The 16,671-nt window shown below is 63.2% G+C and carries 18 protein-coding genes; 5 read left to right on the top strand and 13 right to left on the bottom strand.

All coding sequences use genetic code 11. The annotated features are described in order from the left end of the window. The first annotated feature begins 158 nt into the window (after nucleotides 1-158). Entirely contained in the window at nucleotides 159-1,781 is a 1,623-nt protein-coding gene (locus ASD31_RS24460; RefSeq protein ID WP_056340351.1) for an ABC-F family ATP-binding cassette domain-containing protein, read from the top strand. A 47-nt stretch (nucleotides 1,782-1,828) separates the two neighbouring features. Here the strand turns inward: ASD31_RS24460 and ASD31_RS24455 are convergent, their stop codons facing one another. The 6 genes from ASD31_RS24455 to ASD31_RS24430 all read right to left on the bottom strand — a co-directional run bounded on the left by ASD31_RS24455 (nucleotide 1,829) and on the right by ASD31_RS24430 (nucleotide 7,924). Further along, nucleotides 1,829-2,905 carry an ABC transporter ATP-binding protein gene (locus ASD31_RS24455; RefSeq protein ID WP_056340348.1) on the bottom strand — a complete coding sequence of 359 codons (1,077 nt, stop codon included), beginning with the start codon at nucleotides 2,903-2,905 and terminating at the stop codon, nucleotides 1,829-1,831. Continuing rightward, a complete protein-coding gene (locus tag ASD31_RS24450; protein WP_056340345.1) occupies nucleotides 2,902-3,837 on the bottom strand; it encodes a PfkB family carbohydrate kinase in 936 nt (311 codons plus the stop codon). Before ASD31_RS24450 ends, ASD31_RS24455 begins: the two co-directional genes overlap by 4 nt. 3 nt (nucleotides 3,838-3,840) lie before the next feature. Next, nucleotides 3,841-4,866: an SIS domain-containing protein gene (locus tag ASD31_RS24445; protein WP_082520688.1), complete on the bottom strand. Its 1,026-nt coding sequence runs from the start codon at nucleotides 4,864-4,866 to the stop codon at nucleotides 3,841-3,843. Continuing rightward, nucleotides 4,863-5,708 carry a carbohydrate ABC transporter permease gene (locus tag ASD31_RS24440; RefSeq protein ID WP_056340340.1) on the bottom strand — a complete coding sequence of 282 codons (846 nt, stop codon included), beginning with the start codon at nucleotides 5,706-5,708 and terminating at the stop codon, nucleotides 4,863-4,865. The genes ASD31_RS24445 and ASD31_RS24440 overlap by 4 nt, the downstream gene beginning before the upstream one ends. Then, a complete protein-coding gene (locus ASD31_RS24435) occupies nucleotides 5,708-6,589 on the bottom strand; it encodes a carbohydrate ABC transporter permease (protein ID WP_056340337.1) in 882 nt (293 codons plus the stop codon). Before ASD31_RS24435 ends, ASD31_RS24440 begins: the two co-directional genes overlap by 1 nt. A 96-nt stretch (nucleotides 6,590-6,685) precedes the next feature. Next, complete coding sequence (locus tag ASD31_RS24430) at nucleotides 6,686-7,924, bottom strand: extracellular solute-binding protein (RefSeq protein ID WP_056340334.1); 1,239 nt, start codon at nucleotides 7,922-7,924, stop codon at nucleotides 6,686-6,688. Nucleotides 7,925-8,119: 195 nt separating this feature from the next. On the opposite strand from ASD31_RS24430, the gene ASD31_RS24425 reads away from it, so the two are divergent. Beyond that, nucleotides 8,120-9,331, top strand: coding sequence for an ROK family transcriptional regulator (locus ASD31_RS24425; protein WP_056340331.1), 1,212 nt, complete (start codon nucleotides 8,120-8,122; stop codon nucleotides 9,329-9,331). A gap of 66 nt (nucleotides 9,332-9,397) precedes the next feature. Here ASD31_RS24425 and ASD31_RS24420 read toward each other — a convergent pair whose 3' ends face one another. Then, complete coding sequence (locus ASD31_RS24420) at nucleotides 9,398-10,303, bottom strand: alpha/beta fold hydrolase (protein ID WP_056340328.1); 906 nt, start codon at nucleotides 10,301-10,303, stop codon at nucleotides 9,398-9,400. A gap of 46 nt (nucleotides 10,304-10,349) precedes the next feature. Between ASD31_RS24420 and ASD31_RS24415 the strand changes: the two genes are divergently transcribed. The 3 genes from ASD31_RS24415 to ASD31_RS24405 all read left to right on the top strand — a co-directional run bounded on the left by ASD31_RS24415 (nucleotide 10,350) and on the right by ASD31_RS24405 (nucleotide 11,858). Continuing rightward, nucleotides 10,350-10,817 carry a MarR family winged helix-turn-helix transcriptional regulator gene (locus tag ASD31_RS24415; protein ID WP_056340324.1) on the top strand — a complete coding sequence of 156 codons (468 nt, stop codon included), beginning with the start codon at nucleotides 10,350-10,352 and terminating at the stop codon, nucleotides 10,815-10,817. A gap of 106 nt (nucleotides 10,818-10,923) precedes the next feature. After that, nucleotides 10,924-11,244: a hypothetical protein gene (locus ASD31_RS24410; RefSeq protein ID WP_056340321.1), complete on the top strand. Its 321-nt coding sequence runs from the start codon at nucleotides 10,924-10,926 to the stop codon at nucleotides 11,242-11,244. A gap of 29 nt (nucleotides 11,245-11,273) precedes the next feature. Continuing rightward, the gene (locus tag ASD31_RS24405) at nucleotides 11,274-11,858 is read left to right on the top strand and encodes a cysteine hydrolase family protein (protein ID WP_056340318.1); all 585 of its coding nucleotides are present in this window, start codon (nucleotides 11,274-11,276) and stop codon (nucleotides 11,856-11,858) included. Between the two features lie 25 nt (nucleotides 11,859-11,883). Here the strand turns inward: ASD31_RS24405 and ASD31_RS24400 are convergent, their stop codons facing one another. From ASD31_RS24400 to ASD31_RS25645, 6 genes are all read right to left on the bottom strand, one after another. Beyond that, nucleotides 11,884-12,132: a hypothetical protein gene (locus tag ASD31_RS24400; RefSeq protein ID WP_056340315.1), complete on the bottom strand. Its 249-nt coding sequence runs from the start codon at nucleotides 12,130-12,132 to the stop codon at nucleotides 11,884-11,886. Continuing rightward, a complete protein-coding gene (locus ASD31_RS24395) occupies nucleotides 12,129-12,335 on the bottom strand; it encodes a hypothetical protein (RefSeq protein WP_056340312.1) in 207 nt (68 codons plus the stop codon). Before ASD31_RS24395 ends, ASD31_RS24400 begins: the two co-directional genes overlap by 4 nt. A gap of 156 nt (nucleotides 12,336-12,491) precedes the next feature. Beyond that, nucleotides 12,492-13,103, bottom strand: coding sequence for a general stress protein (locus ASD31_RS24390; protein ID WP_056340308.1), 612 nt, complete (start codon nucleotides 13,101-13,103; stop codon nucleotides 12,492-12,494). A gap of 44 nt (nucleotides 13,104-13,147) precedes the next feature. After that, nucleotides 13,148-13,465 (bottom strand): hypothetical protein, encoded by a 318-nt coding sequence (locus ASD31_RS24385; protein ID WP_056340304.1) that lies wholly within the window; start codon nucleotides 13,463-13,465, stop codon nucleotides 13,148-13,150. A 177-nt stretch (nucleotides 13,466-13,642) separates the two neighbouring features. Further along, complete coding sequence (locus ASD31_RS24380) at nucleotides 13,643-15,406, bottom strand: SLC13 family permease (RefSeq protein ID WP_056340301.1); 1,764 nt, start codon at nucleotides 15,404-15,406, stop codon at nucleotides 13,643-13,645. Between the two features lie 103 nt (nucleotides 15,407-15,509). Continuing rightward, nucleotides 15,510-16,628, bottom strand: a complete 1,119-nt coding sequence (locus tag ASD31_RS25645; RefSeq protein ID WP_082520687.1) for a sensor histidine kinase — start codon at nucleotides 16,626-16,628, stop codon at nucleotides 15,510-15,512. Nucleotides 16,629-16,671 lie beyond the last annotated feature (43 nt).

Below are 16,671 nucleotides of genomic sequence, written 5' to 3'. Positions count from 1 at the left end.
GTACGAAACCATACGCAGCCGACAGGGCAAATACAAAATTTTCCATCGATCCGGGAGCGATGCCGAACAGTGTGGATCGGCGATGCAGGTCATGAATTTGCGGGGCGCGGCCTTGCGTGCCATAAGGCCGCCGCAACGCAGAGAGCACCGCCCCATCCATGATTCGCATCGAAAATATCAGCAAGCAGCTTAGCCACCGCATCCTGTTCATCGAGGCCTCCGCGGCGCTCAACAAGGGCGAGAAGATCGGCCTTGTCGGTCCCAACGGCGCCGGGAAGACGACGATCTTCCGGATGATCACCGGCCAGGACCTTCCCGACGAAGGCCAGGTTTCCGTCGATAAGGGCGTCACCATCGGTTATTTCAACCAGGATGTCGGCGAAATGGAAGGCCGCAGCGCCGTCGCCGAGGTCATGGAGGGCGCCGGTCCCGTCAGCGTCGTCGCTGCCGAACTGCGCGAACTCGAAGCCGCAATGACAAATCCGGACCGGCTCGACGAGATGGACGCGATCATCGAGCGCTATGGCGACGTGCAGGCGCGCTACGAGGAACTGGACGGCTACGCGCTGGAGGGTCGGGCGCGAGAAGTACTGGCGGGCCTGAGCTTCAGCCAGGAAATGATGGACGGCGATGTCGGCGCCCTGTCGGGCGGCTGGAAGATGCGCGTGGCGCTCGCCCGCATTCTCCTGATGCGGCCGGATGTCATGCTGCTCGACGAGCCGAGCAATCATCTGGATCTCGAAAGTCTCATCTGGCTGGAGGAGTTTCTCAAGACCTACGAGGGCGCGCTGCTGATGACCTCGCATGACCGCGAGTTCATGAACCGCATCGTCACCAAGCTGATCGAGATCGACGGCGGCGGACTGACGACCTATGCAGGCGATTATGCCTTCTACGAACAGCAGCGGGCGCTGAACGAAAAGCATCAGCTTGCCCAGTTCGAGCGCCAGCAGGCGATGCTGGCCAAGGAGATCAAGTTCATCGAGCGCTTCAAGGCGCGGGCCTCGCATGCCGCCCAGGTGCAGAGCCGCGTCAAGAAGCTGGAGAAGATCGACCGGGTCGAGCCGCCGAAGCGCCGGCAGGTCGTCGCCTTCGAATTTCAGCCGGCGCCGCGTTCGGGCGAAGACGTGATCAGCCTGAAGAACGTGCACAAGAGCTATGGCAGCCGGAGCATCTATTCAGGCCTGGATTTCATGGTCCGCCGCCGTGAACGCTGGTGCATCATGGGTATCAACGGTGCCGGAAAATCCACGCTCCTGAAGCTGGTAACCGGCTCGACGGACGCCGACCAGGGAAGCGTCGCGATCGGCGCCAGCGTCAAGATGGGCTATTTCGCCCAGCATGCCATGGATCTCCTGGACGGCGAGCGCACCGTGTTCCAGACGCTGGAGGACAGGTTCCCGCAGGCAGGCCAGGGGCCGCTGAGGGCGCTTGCCGGCTGCTTCGGCTTTTCCGGCGATGACGTCGAGAAGAGATGCCGGGTTCTTTCCGGTGGCGAGAAGGCGCGGCTGGTCATGGCGATCATGCTGTTCGATCCACCCAACCTGCTGGTGCTCGACGAGCCGACGAACCATCTCGACCTCGACACCAAGGAAATGCTGATCAAGGCGCTGTCCGAATATGAGGGAACCATGCTGTTCGTCTCTCACGACCGGCATTTCCTCGGTGCCCTGTCCAACCGGGTTCTCGAACTGACTCCGGATGGCGTGCATGAATATGGCGGTGGCTATACGGAATATGTGGCGCGCACCGGCCATGAGGCGCCGGGCTTGCGGAGCTGACGGCGAGCGGCAGTCTTGCCGCCGCCGGGCCTCGGTTTCGAGTGGGATCAGGCCGACAGCAATGACCGGCCCGTCCCCGGGTCGAAGAGATGCAGTGTTTCGCCATCGAAGGTGAAGCTCTGGTCGGCGCCATCGCGCAGGCGCGTACGCGGCGGCAGGCAGGCGGTGATGCGCTGGCCGCCGATCGTGGCCGTGACCACCAGTTCCGGGCCGGTGAGTTCGACGACTTCGATACGCGCGCTAAAGCTGCCGCCGTTTTCGGCGAGATGCAGCGCTTCCGGGCGAATGCCGAGCTTGACCTTCTGCCCCTGCGAAACGCGGCCGCGGAAATGCTCCGGCAGGGCGATCGCGCCCTCGTGACCGGCAAGGCGCAGGCCGTCGCCTTCCACCGTCGCATCGAGAATGTTCATCGGCGGCGAGCCGACGAAACCGGCGACATAGAGCGTTGCCGGCCGGTCGTAGATTTCCTCCGGCGTTCCCAATTGCTCGATACGCCCGTCGCGCATCACGGCGATCCGGCTCGCCAGCGTCATCGCCTCAATCTGGTCATGGGTGACATAGACGACCGTGGTCTTCAGCAACTGGTGCAGGCGCTTGAGTTCGGTGCGCATCTCCATGCGCAGCTTGGCATCAAGGTTCGACAAGGGCTCGTCGAACAGAAAGACCTGCGGGTTGCGCACTAGTGCCCGGCCGATAGCGACGCGCTGGCGCTGGCCCCCGGAGAGCTGGCTCGGCTTGCGGTCGAGAAGATTTTCGATCTGCAGCAATCGTGCCGCCTCGCGCACCGCCTTGTCGCGCTCGTTCGCCGGAACCCTGCGCATTTCCAGCCCGAAGCCGATATTGCGGGCGACATTCATGTTCGGATAGAGCGCATAGGACTGGAACACCATAGCGATGTCGCGGTCCTTCGGGTGGGCGGTAAGGATCGAGCGGCCGCCGATCAGGATGTCGCCGCCCGAGGCCTCCGCCAGCCCGGCGATGATGTTGAGCAGGGTGGACTTACCGCATCCCGACGAGCCGAGCAGGACAAGGAATTCGCCGCTTTCCAGCGCGATATCGATGCCCTTCAGTGTTTCCAGCTCGCCGTAACGCTTGCGGATGTCGCGGATTTCGAGTGCGCTCATGACAAGGTCTCCTCGATGAAGGCCGAAAGGGGGCCGCCATAGGTTCTGGGCAGGGTGGAGATTGCTCTTGAGGCGACGGAAACGCCGACGGACAGGCAGGTCTGGAGCGGCTTTCCGTGGGCCAGCGCAGCGATGAAGGCGGCATTGAAGACATCGCCGGCGCCGATCGTATCGACCACATCGACAGCGGGTGCGGGAACGGAAACAACCTCGCCTTTCTCGTCAACGGCAAGCGCGCCCTGCGGTCCGCGCTTGACCACGACGATCGCCGGGGCTGGCATAAGGTCCTTCAGGCGAAGCGCCGCACTGGCCGGGTCATCGATGCCGGTCAGCATCGTCGTCTCGACCTCGTTGAACAGCGCGAGATGGCAGCGCCTCAGCCAGCCGATCGTTGCCTGGCGGTTTGCCTCCGTCCAGCCGTCGAGTGGCCAGCCGGTATCGAGCGCGACCGAAATGTCGTGCCGATCTGCCCAGTCGAAAAGGCGATCATACTCGCGTGCCAGTGCGTCGGTGAGAAAGGCGCCGGAGAGCAACGCGTAACCGCCGGCAAGGCTCTTGCCGTCCAGCATAGCCAGGACATCGTCAAGCTTAAAGAAGGGCAGATGGCCACGGGTGGTGAAGAAGGTGCGTTCGCCATCCGGATGGGTGATACCGACAGACAGGGTGGTCCCGACGGTCTCCGTCGGCCATGTGCTCGCCTTGTCGCCGAAAGCTTCCCTCAGCCATGTGCCGAACTGGTCGTCGCCGACATTGGCGGCGATCGTGTAATCGACGCCAAGCGCATCCCAGGCGAGCGCATTGTTGCCGGCGCAGCCGCCGACGCGCAATTCGTCATGATCGACGATGATTTCGGTTCCGGCCTTCGGCCAGGGTTCGGCGGGGCCAAGGATGAGATCGACATTCACATTGCCGATGGCAACAAGCGGACGCATGCTCTACTCGCTCCGGGTGATTTTGCTGGAGCGGACCGGCGTGCCTGCGTCAGCAACGCGGGCCTCGGCAAAGGCAACCATGAAAGCCTGCGCCACGGGCAGCATGGCAAGGATCGCCGCCATGCCGGTGGCAGGCTTGAAGGCGATGGTCGTGACACCCTCGACAGGCGGTTCCCCGGAGGCATCGAAGACGACGACCGGCGAGCCGGCCTTCGCGGCGGAGGCCGCCATCAGTGCAACCAGTTCCGAGGTGGGATCGGCGGCCCGAAACAGGACGACGCCGAGTTGCGGCCCCAGCATTTCCATCGGCCCATGCCGCAATTGGCCGCCTTCCAGCGAAAAGCAGGGCAGTCGCGACAATTCGGTCAGTCCTAGCGCGATCGCCTCGGCAAGGCCCTGCAGGCGCCGTCCGGAGGTCACCACCGCCGTCACGCCCTCAAGAGCCGCAAGCGCCGGCTCGAAGAAGGGCGTCTCCGGCTCCTGAAGGGCGGCAAGCGCCGGCGCCGCATCAACGCCGAGCGCCGAAAGGACGGCCAGATGCAGCGCAAAGCTGATCGTCAGGCTGCGGGTGGCGGCAAAAGCCTGCTCGGTGCCGCCGGCGCCGATCAGGGACGGCGTGCTTTTAGCCAGGAAGGAGCCTTCCTCAAGCGTCAGTCCGAAGACATCGCCGCGCGGCTCCGTGGCTTCGGCAAACCAGCGCAGCACCTCGGCGCTTTCGCCCGATTGGGAGGTCACGAGAATGGTGCGTCCGGCAAGCGGCAGCGGCTGGCCGAGTTGCTCGGAAAGCGGCAGCGCCACCGCCTCGATGCCGAGCGCGCGATAGAGCGGTTCAACGGCGCGGCCGACGGCATGCGAGCCGCCCATGCCGAGAAGAAGCAGCCGGCCTGTGGTTCTCAGCGAAAAAGCGATCCGCTCGGCAAGGTCGGTTGCCCCATGAAACGAGGCAATGGCATCGGCGTGCTGGCGGGCCATTTCGCGATCGATGGCGACAAGCCCGGCCGGGCGGTTTAGCGAATTGGTCATGCTCATCCCTTGACGCCGCCACTGGTCAGTCCCGAAATCAGGGCCTTCTGCATGATGAGACCGATCAGCACCGGTGGCAGGGCGGCAAGCACACCGGCGGTGGCGATCAGTCCATAGTCGGAAACACGGCCGCCGGCGAGATCCGCGATGGCGACGGTGAGGGTCTTGGCCCGCTGGTCGGAGGTAAACAGCAGCGCATAGAAGAATTCGTCCCAGGCAAGCAGGAAGGCAAACAGTGCCGAGGTCGCCATCACCGGCGCCGCCAGCGGCAGGGTGATCAGCCGGAGGATCTGGTCGAGCCGGGCGCCGTCGATCATCGCGGCGCTTTCGATTTCCCTTGGGATGGAATCGAAGCCTGATTTCAGCAGCCAGGTGGTGAAGGGCGCGAGGATGGTCAGGTAGACCAGAGCCAGCCCGAAGACATTGTTGAGCAGCCCGAGATGGGCAAGGCCCATATAGAGCGGCACGGCAAGCGCCACCGGCGGCAGCATGTAGGTGGCGATCACGGCATAGAGCGACCAGGACACCGAGGGCGTGCGCGATACCGCCCAGGCCGAGGGGATGGCGACGGCGATGGCGGCGACCGTTGCCAGACCGGCGACCGTAAGGCTGTTGAACAGCGATGCGACGAAGGCGGCGCCGGCACTGTTCTGCGCGGTCGAGAGCAGCTCGGCATAGCGCGACAGGTCGATCTCGTCCGGCCACCAGTTGAGCGGTTTTGCGGAGAGATCGGCGGGGGAGGAGATACTCATGACGAACAGCCACAATACCGGGGCGAGGATCACCACCGCGAGCAGCAGCGCGCAGGCATGGATGAAGAGGGAGAAAAGGCGGCTCTGCCGTTCCATCATGTCGCTCCCGCAGCCTTGCGCACCAGCGCCGCATAGGCGACGGCGAGAACCGTGACCAGCAGTGTGACGATCAGCGCCAGCGAGGCGCCGGACCCCGCTCGCTGGAAGGAGAAGGCCTCCTGATAGACGAGGATGGAAAGTGTGCGGGTGCTGTTGGCCGGTCCGCCGCGGGTCATCACCCAGATAATGTCGAAGACCTTGAAGGCTTCGATGGTGCGCAGCACCAGCGCCACCAGCAGCGGGCCGGCGAGATAGGGCATGATCACGAAACGGAACCTGTTGAACGGGCCGGCGCCATCGACGAGCGAGGCGGCGGTGATATCGCGCGGCACCGCCTGCAGCGCCGCGAGCGCGATCAGCGCCACCAGGGGAAAATTTTTCCAGCAGTCGGCGACGATCAGCGCGGTCAAGGCCGAGCCGGGTTCGCCAAGCCAGGAGCGATAGCCGTCGAGCAGGCCGATCTGCGTCAGGGCTGCGTTGAGGGCGCCATATTCGGGATTGTAGATCAACCGCCACAGGGTCGCATTGACGACGGTCGGCAGTGCCCAGGGAAGGATCATCAGGGCCCGCAGCAGGGTGCGACCACGAAATTGCTGGTTGAGCAGCAGGGCCGCCAGGACCCCGATCACCATTTCGGCGAAGACGGAGACGACGGCAAACCAGGTGGTGGTGACCAATGCGCGCAGGAAATTGCTGTTGCCGAGCATTTTTGCGTAATTCTCGACCCCGACGAAGCTGCCTTCCGTGCCGACGAGCCTGGCGTCGGTAAAGGACAGTCTCACCGTATCGGCGAGCGGCCAGCCGATAACGGCGATCATTACGGCGAGGAGCGGTAGCATCAGCAGCCAGGCGCGCGTCGTAATCCAGGTGCCGGACATGGGAGAACCTCTTCGGCTCTTTCAAGCCGGTACTGTCTGAAAGAATGGCCTCTCGAAAACCCGGGCGGCTGACCGCCCGGGAGAGCTGGCCTGTCGTCAGAGGCCGCTATTGTCGGCGGCGCTCTTCAATGCGTCTTCCGGCGAGGACTGGCCGAGAAGCGCTTCCTGGATCGCCTGTTGCAGGGCGGTCGAAAGCTCCTGGTATTTCGGCGTGGTCGGGCGCGGATACATGGCGGCGAGGCCGAGCTTGGCGGCGCCGATCAGTTCTTCCTGTCCCTTGGTCACCGCCGGGTCCTCGTAGGAGGAGGCCCAGATCGGCAGGCTGAGCTTGGCATATTCGTTCTGCGTCGCCTGCGAGGTCATGTGGACGATGTAATTCCAGGCTTCGTCCGGATGCTTGCTGGTCGAGGTAATGCCGAGGCCCATCGAGCCGTTGACGGCGGAACGCTCGCTCTTGCCCGAGACGCCCGGTGCCGGCACGACGCCGACCTTGCCGGCAACCTTGCTTTCCTTGGGGTCGTTGGCGAGATTGTACATATAGGTCCAGTTGAGTGCGAAGGCGGCTTCGCCGTTCTGGAAGACCTTGCGCACATCCTCTTCGAGGAATTCCTTCGAATTCGGGTTGGTGGTGCCCGAATTATAGCTGTCCACCATGTATTTCAGCGCGTCGAGACCGCCGCCGGTGGTGAAGGCCGGCTTGCCGTCCTCGATGAATTTACCGCCATAGGCGCTGACCAGCGTTGTATAGTCGCAGATCGCCGCTTCCGCCTGCGACCAGCTCCAGGCGACCGGCGTTGCCAGAAGACCCTTGTCCTTGATGATCTTTGCTTGTTCGGCAAGCTCGTCCCAGGTCGTCGGAGGTGCCTTGATGCCAGCCTTTTCGAGGATTTCCTTGTTGTAGAACAGATATTTCGTGTCGAGGATCCAGGGCATGCCATAGCGCTTGCCGTCATATTCGACCGTCGTCCAGGCGCCCGGCAGGACACCACTCTTCATCTCTTCGGAAATGCGGTCGGTAACGTCGACCAGCACATTGTTGGCGGCATATTCGGCCGGCCAGATGACGTCGTAGAGGACCACGTCATAGCCGCCGCCGGAGCCTTGCGCCAGCACGGTCTTGTCGTGCAGGCCTTCATAGGGAACGAATTCAAGATTGACCTTCACGTCCGGATTGGCCTTCGTGAAGGCGTCCGTCATGGCGCGGACATTGTCCTCGCTATAGGCGGCCTGCGCCATGAAAAGCGCATTCAGCGTGGTTTCCGCATGGGCGTGGCCTGTAAGGGATGCCGCCATGAAGGTTGCGCCAAGCAGCGCGTTGCGGGTCGATTTCACCATAACTTCCTCCTGATAACTCGAAACTCCGCCGCACCCCGTGAAAGGTTCGCCGGACGCGAAAATCCGCCACGAGGGGCGGCTGTCGACAGATCGCTCAGAGCGTTTCCGTTCCCAAGGCTCTCCGGCCTTTTATTAAGTCAATTGTCTTGACTTATTTGTCATCGAATATGCTAGATGTGTCAAGGGGAATTTCGGATGAACGACATCAAGCCTATCCGCGCCAAGAGCGGCACCAACCAGGAAGGCACGAGCGCCCATAACCGCCGTGTCATGATCGATGCGCTGAGGATGAACGGGCAATTGTCGCGCGCCGACCTGGCGCGGGCGACGACGCTCACCAAGCAGACGGTTTCCAACATCATCGAGGAATTGGAGCGCGACGGGCTGGTGGTCTCGCTTGCAGCCGTGCGCAAGGGGCGGGGGCAGCCTTCGACGCCCTATCGGCTCGTCCCCGAAGGTGCCTTTGCCATCGGACTGCAGATCGACCGGCATGTGACGCGGGCGATCGCGGTGGACCTTACTGGTGCCGAGCTGGTGCGGGGCGAGGCGAACCTGCCGGCGGGCGGGCCGGCAAACGGCGTGAAGACCATTCTCGACCTGATCGAAGCGACGCGCCGCAAGCTCGCGGCCGTTGCGCCGCAATCGGAGCGGCGTCTGGTCGGCCTCGGCGCGGCAATGCCCGGCCCCTTTGGCGTCGATGCCGATCCCGACGATCCCTGGATGATGACAGCCTGGCAGAACTATCCGCTGCTCGAGACGCTGGCGACCGGCACCGGGCTCGATGTCGCCCTCCAGAACGATGCCGCCGCTGCCGCGACGGCCGAGCGGATGGTCGGCGCCGCGCACGGGCTGGACCAGGTGATCTGCCTCTATCTCGGCTACGGGCTTGGGGCGGGGTTGATCCTCAATGGCGAGCTCTATCGCGGCGCGCACGGCAATGCCGGGGAGATTGGAATGATCCTCAGCCAGCCGCTTGGTGCTGCGTCGGAACGAAGGGCGCCGCTGGAGCATCGGGCCTCGATTGCCTCGCTCTGCAAGGTGCTGGGCCTCGATCCCGCCGATCCGGACCTCTACCGGCATATCGATGAGGCAGCGGCCGGAACGGGCGCGGCGATGGCCGGTTGGCTGGCCAATACCGCCTTCGAACTCAGATATGCCGTGCAGTTGCTGGAAAACATCTTCGATCCGCAGATGGTCATCCTCTGCGGCGGCATGCCCGCAGGGCTGGCGCGCCGGCTGATCGAGGCGATCCATCCGCTCCTGCCTTCGATCGCCGAGCGGCGGACCCGGACCCTGCCGCGCCTGCAACTGGGCTTCACCGATCCATGGGCGGTCGCGATAGGTGCGGCCGCCGAGCCGATTAGCCGAACCTTCGACCCCCGGTTTTCGGCGATCCTGAAGCGGTAGGGATGCGGCTTGTGTTCGTATTCGCAGAGCCGCCGCCTCGTAAAGAGCAGCGGGCCGTCTTCACAGTCAGGCGGCCAGCGTCCGTTCGCTGTCGGCCACGAAGCCGATGATGCGCGCGATGGTCTGCGGCGCGCTGACGATCCGTCGGTGGCCGAGGCCGTTTGCCCATTCCAGCGTCACATGCCGGCCGCCGCTAGCATAGCGGCGCGCATGGCTGGCGCTGACCTCCTTGTCGTCTTCGGCATGGAGCACGAGAACCGGGCGTTGATAGGCGCCGAGCACTCGTATCGCATCGAAATCCCGAGGGCGCTTGCCGGTGGCTGCCAGAGCCTCCAGTTCCAGTCGCTCTTCGACGCCGGGCGATAGTCGCATCATCTTGCCATAACCCTTGAACAGCCAGGTCATTTCACTGGGCGCACTGATCAGCACCAGCCTTTTCGGCATGACAGGCGGGACGCAGGCGAGCACGCCGCCGGCGGCGATCATCAGGCTGGCGCCGCCGAAGGAATGGCCGATTGCCGCGTCGAAGGGCCCGAATTGCCGCTCGGCCGCGGCAATCGCCTCCACCGCCATGCGGATATTGAGAGAGCGCCCGGAGGAGCGGCCATGGCCCGGAAGATCGAGCGCGACGACTTCGGCGCCGGTTTCGGCCAATCCCCGCACCAACTGCGAGATATAGGCAATGCCGGAGCCCCAGCCATGGACGACGAGATAACGCCGGCCATTGCTTCTACCGCCCCCATTGAACCGGTACGTCATCGCCATGCCATTGCTGATCGAAAGCGAGATTTTTTCGGCCGTGGCCAGATATGTTTCGCCGGCCGAATGCACCGCGCGCGCCTTTTCGCCCTTGGGCTTGCGCGGCGGCGTCCTGCAGAACAGCGCAAAGGCCAGCCGGCCTGCCAGTTTCGGCGAGACTGCGGCGATCAGCGACAAGGCGGAGCGGGTGACCTTGAGCGCAAAGGATGGCATAGTGAAACTCCCGAGAATGTTCAACTATGAACAATAAAGTACAAGCATGAACAAAAATCAATCCCTTCCCTGGGATCATCCGCGTTTTCGCAGCTGGATCGCCGTCGGCCGGGCCTGCCAGATGATGCAGCAGGCCATGACGCGGGCGCTGGCCGATCTCAAGATCAAGCCGCCGCATCTCGATATCCTGATCAATCTCTATCGTACTGACGGTATTTCCCAGCAGGAACTGGCCCGCAAGCTTCTCGTCGGCCGCTCGAATATGAGCATGCTTCTGCCGCAGATGGAAAAGCGCGGGCTGATCGAACGGCGGGGTGACCAAAAGGACAAGCGGGTGCTACGCCTGCACCTGACCGAGATCGGCCGGGCGACGACCGAGGAAGCCATGGCGATCCAGACCGCCCTGATCGAGCGCACCCTTTCGGCGACGCCGCTGGAACAGTGCATGCAGATGGCCGAGGCCATGGAAAAGGTCATCATATTGCTGCAGCGCGAGGAACGCGACGACGACTGAGCGTCGCGCCGGCACGGGCGCTGCGCGCTTCTGGGCCGTTCTTCGTCGCGGGTAAAGGAACTTTAGCAAGTGGTCGCCGTTTCCAGTTCTGAATGGAGAGGCGATCATGGACAGAGATATTGGAAGACCCGTTCCCCTCGGTACGATCAGCAGCGAGGATACGCCGCTGGTCGACGAAGTGCTGGCACGGAGCGTGAACGATCCGCAAGCCGACGATATGGTTACGCCAACTGCTGAGGAGCAGGCCGCAGCCCTGCGCCGCGAAGCCGGACGGCTTGGCGAATCCGTTTCGGAACTGGCTATGGGATCGGCGAAATTCGCCTCCGGCGAGGTCGCCCGACGCGCCGGTGACAGGTTGGAGACGCATGGCCTCTCGCTTGCGGCAGGGGTGGCGATCGCAGCCTTTCTTTTCGGCCTGACGCGCTGATCCTCTGTGATCCGAACGGGAGTTCAAGCATGCCGATCGCCGGCCAGTGGCGCCATATCTGCGTGGATATGCAACGGATGTTCGCCGAGGACACGCCCTGGCACGTTCCCTGGATGAATACGGTCCTGCCGCAGGTCGGTGAAGTCGTCGACCGCTTTGCCGAGCGCACGATTTTTACTCGTTTCATGCCGCCGGCCCACGCGGATGACGCGCCGGGCATGTGGCGTGATTATTACCGCAAATGGTGGATGATGACCGGCGAGCATATGCCGCGGGAAATGACCGACGTCATGCCGGCACTGAAGACATATGTTCCGCCGGCCCGTTGCTTCGACAAGACGGCTTATTCGCCCTGGCTGGACGGCCGCCTGCATGCGGCGTTGAGCGGCGAAGAGGTCAGGACCCTGATCGTCAGCGGCGGCGAGACGGATGTCTGCGTTCTTGCGACCGTGCTCGGAGCCATCGATCTCGGCTACCGGACGATCTTGCTAAAGGATGCGGTCTGTAGCGGTGCGGACGAGACGCACGACGCGTCCCTTGATCTTTTGAGCAGCCGCTTTTCGGTGCAATTGGAAGTGATGGAGACCGAGGCGTTCTTGGCCAGCGCCACCTAAGGGGTAGCTGCCGGTCAAAAGCGGGTCAGCCCCGGAATTCTCCATCCTTTGCTTGCCGTGGCTCGTAGTTCACGTCCCAGTCCTTGTCGGTCTTCTTCTCGCCGGGCGGCCGCTTGTTGGCCGTGGCATCGTCGGAGCCGGTAACGACTCTTGGCTTGGCACTCGCCACGCCGTTATTATCGCTGTGCCGTTCAGGTTTGGCGAATTGCCCGGCTGCATCCTTGCGAATCTCGTTGCTGCCTGCGGCCGATCCCGGCCTGTCCTTGGTGTTCATGAAGGATCCCTCCGGGTCTTGCCCGCGTCGGAATTCTTGTTGCGGTCGGGATTGTTCAAATTCTCGCCAAGGGCGTCCCGATCGCTGGAAGGATCATCCGCTGCCGGCATATAGCCGCGCGGTCGATTTTCCTGCGGCCCTTCCCAGCGCGGGGACTGGTCGGTCGTTCCGGCGGGGCCGGGCTTGGGGCTATTCTGTTCCATCTTCGCTTCCTTTCGTCTCTCTCGTTTCAACAAACCAACCGCCGAAAGGTTCCGACGGGATCGGCCCTCCATGGGATGGCGTCTCGCCGGTCGCCAAAAGGCCGGGCTTTGCGGCCCGGCCTTTCTGAACTCTCGAAAAGTAATGTTTCGCGCGTATTACAGGCGCGACGACGAGCCGTAGCGGGCGCGCTCTTCGTTCACCTGAGCCGGCGTGTAGGGATCGAGGGCCGGATCGAAGCTCTTCCAGCCGCGCTCCGTATAGGCATTGCGCCTCTGCGCGACGTCTACGCGCGGCGAGCTTGCCAGGATCGCCTCGGCCCTGGCAATCTCGTGATCCTCGACCCGGGCGGTCACCAGCGTGCCGCCGCGACGCACACCTTCCGCATAGACATGCGCGTCATCCTCGCTGACACCCGAATCCGTCAGGGCGCCGATGAGGCCACCAGCCGCGCCGCCGACGACGGCACCGGTTGCGGCTCCGGCAAGGGTCGCGGCGAGCCAGCCGGCTGCGACGACCGGACCCACACCTGGAATGGCCATGATGCCGAGACCGGTCAGAAGGCCGCCCGCGCCGCCGACCAGGGCGCCGAGACCGGCACCCGTACCGGCGCCTTCGGCTGCATCGTTATCGTCGTCGAGCCGATGCGCGTTGTCGCTGTTGTTGGAAACGATGCTGATATCATCGCTATCCACGCCTGCCGATTTCAGCTGCGATACGGCTGTCTGGGCGTCTGCATAGGAATCGAAAAGTCCTGTTACGGTCTTCATGAATCTGTCCTTCCGTCTTTTGGTTTAATAAAGTCTCGAAGAGGTCACTGGGCGACGATATTGCCCTGGTAGTCGAGGCCGACGGTTACCGACTTGGAATCCTTCATGGCAGTTGCCTGCCAGATGCCCTTGTCGTCGAGCTTCAGCCCGGTCACATCGGTGTAGCCGGCTTCCTCGATGCGCGATTTTGCCTGGTCTTCGGTGAAGCTGTTGGCGCCTGCAACAGGAGCGGTCGGGTTCTGCTCCTCGGGTGTTGCGACGGCCGGGGTTTCGGGATCGGCGGAGGGGGTCGTGGCCGTCTGTGCCCATGCACTGGACGCGGCAATGAACCCGACAACAGCGGCGGCGATAAACTTCTTCATGGTCAATGCTCCTGGCTATCTCCCTCGATCGGAGGGTCGCAGCAAGAACACGCGACAGGTGTTTATGTTCCCGGCCGCCGCCAATGAACTTTTGAAAAAACGAAGAAAATCACGGCGGTTGCAGGCCGAATTTCGGGCTTCGGGCTGCTCGTCCAGCGAATTGGCAGCGGGCGGCCTTCAGATCGGCCAAACGATCAGCAGCAAGGGCACGCTGACGATCAACACGATGACCGAGAGGGGCAGGCCGAGCTTCCAGTAGTCGCCGAACCGGTAGCCCCCGGGCCCCATGACGAGCGTGTTGCACTGATGGCCGATGGGAGTGAGGAAGTCGCAACCGGCGCCGATCGCCACGGCCATGAGGAAGGCATCGGGCTGGAAGCCGAGCTTCGCCGCGAAGGTCGCGGCGATCGGCGCCATGACGAGAACGGTCGCCGCATTGTTGAGGAAGGGCGTCACGGCCATGGCGGCCACCAGGATAAGGGCGAGGGCGCCATAGGGCGGCAGCATTTCGGCCGTTCGCGACAGGAGGTCGGCGATAAGATCGGTCGTTCCCGTCGTTCGCAGCGAATCGCTGACCGGGATAAGTGCGGCCAGCATGATGAGGATCGGCGCATCGAGATGACCATAAATCTCGCGTAGCGGCAGCGAACCGGTGACGACCATCAGGAAGGCGGCGGCGAAAAACCCGGTCGCGACGGGAACGCCTCCAAAGGCGGTGCCGCCCATTGCCAGGAGAAGGATCACGATCGGAACGAGGCTCTTGCGGACGCTGCCGAGTTTCAACTCACGCTCGACCAGCGGCAGGCAGTCCCACTCCCGCAGCATGTCGGGCAGGCGTTTCAAATCCCCCTGCAACACCAGCACGTCGCCGTTGCGAATCTTGATCTCGCCCAGGCGTTCAACGAAGCGCTTGTCCCGTCGGCTGACGGCCAGGAGGTTGAGGCCGGTGTTCTCGAACAGCGAAAGATCCTTGGCGCTCAGGCCGATCAGCCGCGAATTTTCGCCGACGATCGCTTCGACCGAACTGACCTCCTTCACCGTGGCCTCATGGTTTCGGTCGGACAGCTGCAATTTTCCTTCGCTGACGATCTTGTCGAGCGCACTCTGTTCGCCCTCGATGATCAGCACGTCGCCTTCCTTGAGAACCGTATCCGGCAGGGGCGTGCGTTTCTGGCCGCTGTCGCTGATGATCGCGGTCACCATTGCATCGCCGCCGGCCGGCGTCTGCAGCCAGCTGATCGAGCGGCCGATGGCCGACGATTGCGTGGTGAGTTTCGCCTCGGTCGTGTAGTTCTTGATCTTGACGGCTTCGCGCATGGAAGATTCCTCCCGTACGCGCTCCGGCAGGAGCTTGTAGAAAATGCCGAGAAAGATCGCCCCGGCCACCGTCAGGGCTGCACCGAGCGGCGTATAGTCGAACATCGTGAAGGGCGCGCCGGTGATCTCTTCGCGAACGCGCGACACGATGATGTTCGGCGAGGTGCCGATCTGCGTCATCAGGCCGCCAAGCAGCGAGGCGAAGGCCATCGGCATCAGGAACATCGAGGGGGAAACGCGGGATTTCCGCGCCATCTGGATAGCGACCGGGATCATGATCGCAAGGGCGCCGATATTCTTGATGAAGGCGGAAAGAACGGCGACGATCAGCACCAGAATGATCAATTGCGCTCGCGGTCCGCGCTTTTCCGGTGAAAGGCGCCGCAGCGCGATATCCATGATGCCGGTGCGCGAAATGGCGGCGCTGACGACGAGCGCGCTGCCGACGATGATGACGATCTCGTCGGAGAACCCCGAGAAGGCATCCTTGGGCGCAACGATGCCAACGATGATTGCCAGAAGCAGCGCGCCGCAGGCCACGACATCGTAACGGAACCGTCCCCAGACGAAGGCGCCCATCATCAGGGCGATGACCAGAAGTGAAAGCCATTGGTCGGTGCGCATGTTCATTTCCCGGGTGAGCACGTGCAAATCTGTCGTGCGGTATTGAAGTCCTGTCAGAATGTCGGCGTCAGTTCGCGTGCAAAGACAATTCCGTGCGCGATGTTCAGTTCCCCGGATCGCCGACGGGGAAGGTGATGACGAAACGCGCGCCCCGTCCACCTTCGCCGGCCATGACTTCGAAGCGTCCGCCGAGCTGGGAGGCAAGCGCGCCGACAATCTTCATGCCGAGGCCCGAGGGCGTTGCCTTGAGATCGAACCCATCGGGAAGTCCGGTCCCCCGGTCGGCAACGGCCAACTCGATTTCGTCGCCGGCCTGCCGATAGGAAACGGTGATGGCGTCGGTACCGTGCTTTGCGGCATTCATCGCCAGTTCGTTGACGATGAGACCGATCGGCTGGACTCGCGCACGGGGGACCGCCAGTTCGTCGCCCGTCGCCGTGACGGAAATTCCGAGAATGCCGGAGAGATCCTCGCAAAGCCGTCCGAGATAAACCATCGACGAAACGCTGTCGGCTATATTGTCCGTGTGGGAATGCCGGTGAACGCGGGCAACGGCGGCAACCCGGTTTGCCGCTTCCTTGAGCGCGGCTGCAGCCTCCTGGCTCTTCTGCGTGCGGCTCTGCAGGGTCAGCATGGAAGAGACGAACTGCAGGCTGTTCATGACGCGGTGGTCGATCTCCCTGGCCAGCATTTCGGCCGTGGCGACCGCGTTGCGCGCCGAGAGCCTGAGCTCCATCTGGTCCATGATCATCGAGGCCAGTGCCTTCAGTTCTTCGATTTCGTCCTGGCCAATGGTCCGCGTCTTCCTGTCGATAACGCAGAGCGTGCCCAGATTGTAGCCGTCACGGGTTTGAAGCGGAACGCCCGCATAGAATTTCAGGCCGAAATCCCCGGCGACCAGCGGGTTTGCCAGGGATCTCGGATCGGCCGCCGCATTTTCGAGAATATAGGGATCGTCGCCCAGAATAGCCGAGGCACACAGGCCGGGGGCACGCTCGATCTGTTCCACCGCCAGACCATGATGCGATTTGAACCAGATGCGGTCCTCATCGACGAGGCTGACAATGGCGATCGGGACGCCGAGGCGCCGGGCAGCCATGGCGGTAACGCGGTCAAACACGCCGTCGGGCGGCGTATCGAGGATATCGTATCGTTTGAGCGCGGCGAGGCGTGCCGCTTCATTGGAGGGTATGATGCTTTGATCGACGCAATATGCCTGCATGAAAATCCTGTTTTGCGGTCTGCCCGAAGCACGGGCACGCTGC

Origin of the sequence: Rhizobium sp. Root482, from assembly GCF_001426565.1 — a bacterium.
Lineage (GTDB): Bacteria > Pseudomonadota > Alphaproteobacteria > Rhizobiales > Rhizobiaceae > Pararhizobium.
This window is presented reverse-complemented; position numbering and strand designations above follow the sequence as displayed.

Coding starts and splice junctions, on each gene's coding strand:
- ASD31_RS24460 (WP_056340351.1), top strand. CDS start 159: ATGATTCGCATCGAAAATATCAGCAAGCAGCTTAGCCACCGCATCCTG.
- ASD31_RS24455 (WP_056340348.1), bottom strand. CDS start 2,905: ATGAGCGCACTCGAAATCCGCGACATCCGCAAGCGTTACGGCGAGCTG.
- ASD31_RS24450 (WP_056340345.1), bottom strand. CDS start 3,837: ATGCGTCCGCTTGTTGCCATCGGCAATGTGAATGTCGATCTCATCCTT.
- ASD31_RS24445 (WP_082520688.1), bottom strand. CDS start 4,866: ATGAGCATGACCAATTCGCTAAACCGCCCGGCCGGGCTTGTCGCCATC.
- ASD31_RS24440 (WP_056340340.1), bottom strand. CDS start 5,708: ATGGAACGGCAGAGCCGCCTTTTCTCCCTCTTCATCCATGCCTGCGCG.
- ASD31_RS24435 (WP_056340337.1), bottom strand. CDS start 6,589: ATGTCCGGCACCTGGATTACGACGCGCGCCTGGCTGCTGATGCTACCG.
- ASD31_RS24430 (WP_056340334.1), bottom strand. CDS start 7,924: ATGGTGAAATCGACCCGCAACGCGCTGCTTGGCGCAACCTTCATGGCG.
- ASD31_RS24425 (WP_056340331.1), top strand. CDS start 8,120: ATGAACGACATCAAGCCTATCCGCGCCAAGAGCGGCACCAACCAGGAA.
- ASD31_RS24420 (WP_056340328.1), bottom strand. CDS start 10,303: ATGCCATCCTTTGCGCTCAAGGTCACCCGCTCCGCCTTGTCGCTGATC.
- ASD31_RS24415 (WP_056340324.1), top strand. CDS start 10,350: ATGAACAAAAATCAATCCCTTCCCTGGGATCATCCGCGTTTTCGCAGC.
- ASD31_RS24410 (WP_056340321.1), top strand. CDS start 10,924: ATGGACAGAGATATTGGAAGACCCGTTCCCCTCGGTACGATCAGCAGC.
- ASD31_RS24405 (WP_056340318.1), top strand. CDS start 11,274: ATGCCGATCGCCGGCCAGTGGCGCCATATCTGCGTGGATATGCAACGG.
- ASD31_RS24400 (WP_056340315.1), bottom strand. CDS start 12,132: ATGAACACCAAGGACAGGCCGGGATCGGCCGCAGGCAGCAACGAGATT.
- ASD31_RS24395 (WP_056340312.1), bottom strand. CDS start 12,335: ATGGAACAGAATAGCCCCAAGCCCGGCCCCGCCGGAACGACCGACCAG.
- ASD31_RS24390 (WP_056340308.1), bottom strand. CDS start 13,103: ATGAAGACCGTAACAGGACTTTTCGATTCCTATGCAGACGCCCAGACA.
- ASD31_RS24385 (WP_056340304.1), bottom strand. CDS start 13,465: ATGAAGAAGTTTATCGCCGCCGCTGTTGTCGGGTTCATTGCCGCGTCC.
- ASD31_RS24380 (WP_056340301.1), bottom strand. CDS start 15,406: ATGCGCACCGACCAATGGCTTTCACTTCTGGTCATCGCCCTGATGATG.
- ASD31_RS25645 (WP_082520687.1), bottom strand. CDS start 16,628: ATGCAGGCATATTGCGTCGATCAAAGCATCATACCCTCCAATGAAGCG.